Genomic DNA, 2,124 nt, shown 5'->3' with positions numbered 1-2,124 from the left:
AACCGTGCCCGCCAGCTCGTGCCCCGGCACGTGCGGCAGCGTAACGTCGGGATCGTGCCCCATCCATCCGTGCCAGTCGCTCCGGCACAGCCCCGTCGCCTCCACCTTGATCACCACGCCCTCGGTGGACGGCGTCGGATCGGGCACGCTCTGCACGCGGGGCGGCTGGCCGAATTGCTCGAAGAGGACGGCTTTCATGGGAGGCCTTTCATGCGCGAGGGGCAGGAAAGGGCGGTATAGCGGGCAGATGACGGTGGGGCAAATCAGGTGACGTTACGGGCAACGCCCTGAAGCAGCCTAGAACGTGAAGAACGGAAGAGCCTGAACGAAGTGAGGTTCGAGCTCGCAGCTCGGCTCCCTCATCCCGATCACCGCGCTTTCGAGATCCTTTCGTACGAGGGGTGTGAACCGGACTTTCCGATAGGACCAGTTGTACCAGGAAAACCCACTTCCATTTTCCACGACAAGCACGGCATGGAAGTTGACAGTGATATCCTTCCAGTACCAGGCTTGCATCGTCAGTCCGCGCAGATCGTGGAGGCTCGTGGTTTCCTTGTAGTCGCTTGAGCGGGTGGAAGGAATTTGAAGACAATACGGCTTGCCTGCTGCGATACGCTCGGCTTTCCACGCAACGACGACAACGTTCATGTATGACCAAGTCATCAAACAGACGACGACGCCTCCGCTGAAGATCAGATGACCTTTCCGGTAAAAGCGCAAAGGCGCATGGTCGTCAGTCCGCCAGGGCCCCAATCCGATCACCGCTAGGTCGATCAGGATTCCGGTGATGCCCATAGCAGCCCATTCGATGCCAAATGGAATGGCAAGAAACAGCGTGAGAATGATGTGGAGGGCGATGGCGTAGCGGACCGCAACGTATGCCCGAGCATGATCGCCCGATCCTGGAAGCAGCGCCCAAGTCAGCACCAGCAGGGGCGAAAAGCACCAAAGCCCGAAAACCAGAAACAGAATCTCTGGTTCCCAGGGATCTGGCGAATGCAGAAGCCAGATCAGCCAGTAGACTACACAGGCGCACAATGCGCACCCGAGCAGCATTCGGATACGTGTCAGCCAGTCGAGGATCGAAACCATCTGCGGGTGGAGCGGGTCGGTTCGAGATCCTCGATTGTGCCATATTGTATCACTTGACGAAAGTGACTCTGGCTTCTGCTTTCACCCTTTGAACCGCCCGAACACCACTTTCGTCTCGCCGTAGTCGCGCCGCTCGATCTCCTCGAAGCCTTCCGGCAACGTCACCTCGATGCCCTGCGCCTCTTCCACGATCACCAGCGCATCCGGCGTCAGCCATCCGCCCTCGGCGCAGGAGCGCAACGCCTTCGGGGCGAGGTCCTTGCCATAGGGCGGATCGCAGAACACCACGGAGAAGGGGGCGTTCGGCGCGGCCTCGCCCATGCGCGTGGCGTCGCGGCGGAAGAGGCGGGTCGCGCCGCCCGCGCCCAGTGCTTCCACGTTCTCGCGGATGAGGCCGCGCGCCTGCGCGCCGTCATCGACGAAGAGCGCGAAGGCCGAGCCGCGCGACAGCGCTTCGAGGCCCATGGCGCCGGTGCCCGCGAACAGGTCGAGCACGCGCGCGCCCTCGACCGGGTCGTCGTAGCCGTGCTGCAGGATGTTGAAGATCGTCTCGCGCAGGCGGTCCGAGGTCGGGCGGATGGCGTCCGAGCTCGGCCCCTTGAGCGAGCGGCCGCGCCAGCGCCCGCCCACAATTCTCATGGTCTAACCCTCATCAGCGACGGCCGCGCGGGCCACCCTTCGAGCCGCCTTTGGATCCACCCTTGAAGCCGCCCTTCGACGCGCCTCTCGGCCCGCCCTTGAAGCCTCCGCCACCGCGCGGGCCGCTACGGGAGGGGCCTTCGCCACGCGGAGGACCACGGCGCGGACGCTCGTCGCCACCCTCACCGCGCGCGCGGAAGGGGCGCTCGCCCTGGCGAGCACGCGGGCGGTCCTCGCCGCCCTCGCGGGAGCGGAACGGACGGTCGCCAGCCGGGCGGCGCGGGCGCTCGTCCTCGTCGCGGCGGGTGCGGCTTGCGCTGCCCTCGCGCTTGAAACGGGAGGGCGGCGCATCGCGGTCGTCACGGCGGCGCGGGCGGTCCTCGCCGCGGGCGG

Annotated in this window: 3 protein-coding genes and 1 pseudogene; all 4 read right to left on the bottom strand. The window is 65.4% G+C overall.

What is annotated here, in order from left to right:
* Nucleotides 1-198: alcohol dehydrogenase catalytic domain-containing protein (locus GR328_RS26400; protein WP_160888612.1), on the bottom strand; the 198-nt coding region annotated here is incomplete at its 3' end.
* A 99-nt stretch (nt 199-297) separates the two neighbouring features.
* The gene (locus GR328_RS26395; RefSeq protein WP_160888611.1) at nt 298-1,092 is read right to left on the bottom strand and encodes a hypothetical protein; all 795 of its coding nucleotides are present in this window, start codon (nt 1,090-1,092) and stop codon (nt 298-300) included.
* An 81-nt stretch (nt 1,093-1,173) separates the two neighbouring features.
* Nucleotides 1,174-1,731: a 16S rRNA (guanine(966)-N(2))-methyltransferase RsmD gene (gene rsmD / locus GR328_RS26390; protein ID WP_160888610.1), complete on the bottom strand. Its 558-nt coding sequence runs from the start codon at nt 1,729-1,731 to the stop codon at nt 1,174-1,176.
* 13 nt (nt 1,732-1,744) lie between these two features.
* Nucleotides 1,745-2,124, bottom strand: a pseudogene (locus GR328_RS26385) (pseudouridine synthase); the annotation flags it as partial.

The sequence above is a fragment of the Microvirga makkahensis genome (genome assembly GCF_009830105.1).
Classification (GTDB): domain Bacteria; phylum Pseudomonadota; class Alphaproteobacteria; order Rhizobiales; family Beijerinckiaceae; genus Microvirga; species Microvirga makkahensis.
The sequence above is the reverse complement of the archived record's forward strand: the minus strand, read 5'-3'. Positions and strand labels throughout refer to the sequence as shown.

Coding starts and splice junctions, on each gene's coding strand:
- rsmD (WP_160888610.1), bottom strand. CDS start 1,731: ATGAGAATTGTGGGCGGGCGCTGGCGCGGCCGCTCGCTCAAGGGGCCG.
- GR328_RS26395 (WP_160888611.1), bottom strand. CDS start 1,092: ATGGTTTCGATCCTCGACTGGCTGACACGTATCCGAATGCTGCTCGGG.